This is a genomic window from Tenacibaculum amylolyticum (assembly GCF_964511145.1).
Classification (GTDB): Bacteria; Bacteroidota; Bacteroidia; order Flavobacteriales; family Flavobacteriaceae; genus Polaribacter; species Polaribacter amylolyticum.
In genome coordinates, this window is record NZ_CAZEFZ010000068.1 from 1 (window position 1) to 1,035 (window position 1,035).

General features: G+C 32.9%; 1 pseudogene. It reads right to left on the reverse strand.

The features are described 5' to 3' along the window. Positions 1-1,035 (reverse strand): annotated as a pseudogene (locus ACKTTC_RS16375) (RHS repeat-associated core domain-containing protein); the annotation flags it as partial.

A 1,035-nucleotide genomic window follows, 5' to 3' on the forward strand; every position in this document is an offset into this window, starting at 1 on the left:
ACTCCTTTAGTAATGATATTATCCTTAACTGTAATTCCATTGGTCACATCCTTATAACCTGAGGCTGTTCCGTTCCCTAACACTTTACTTGATAACTGCCCTAAATCATCGTAATTGTTCTTTACAATACGTTCAGAGATTTGATTGTTGATTTGCTGGTTTTGACTAATCAATCTATCCATATGATCGTACTCAAAACGATCGATAGTAACAACATCTGTATTACCTGTTTTTTTGTGTGTAGTTTTAGTCTCTAATACTTTACCTGTAAAATCATCTAACTTACTCTCTACAATATCGGTAGTTTGTAAATATGGATTGGTTGAATACACATAAATAGGACGTGCTTTTTCATCGTAATACGTTACCGTGGTAATCCAATGATTCGTTCCTAATACTTTTACTTTACTAACCGTAGCTAATCCTTTAGTACGTATAGTAGAAGTACGTCCATAACTTGTAGTTACTGTATTACCTAAACCTGTTGGTAAATCTATATAATCATCGTAATAGTTTACAGTGTACACATCATTTATTGTACCCGGTATAACCTCGTTTGTGTAATAAATAATACTTCCTGAGTAATTTCTTTCAGAAGCACTCCTAGATTCAAATATAGCGTTAGGAGTTGTCTTTGCTATATTTTGAAAATATACTCTAGAGCCATTTAATTTTTTAAGCCCTGTATACGCTACTCGACCTAATTGATCATACTTTGTAAATACCCATTCTTGTGGTGATTTAGCTCTTTGATTTGCGTCCTGTGTCCAAATAGGTCTATCTAAATTATCATATACAATATACTCCCAGCCTTTGCCAGGTATTTTCTTTTCTACTAGTCGGTTTCTGTAATCGTATACGTATTGATAGCCTAGGTCATTTAAGTTTGTATTTATTGTACTTAATGAACTTCTAGTACCTTCCATCTTTGGAGGTAATACATAGGTTAGGTTTCCAAAATCATCGTAAATATAATAGGTATCATGGTTTTGATTTTGATTATAGGTACGTTTTAAAATTACCTGTCCTTTCTTA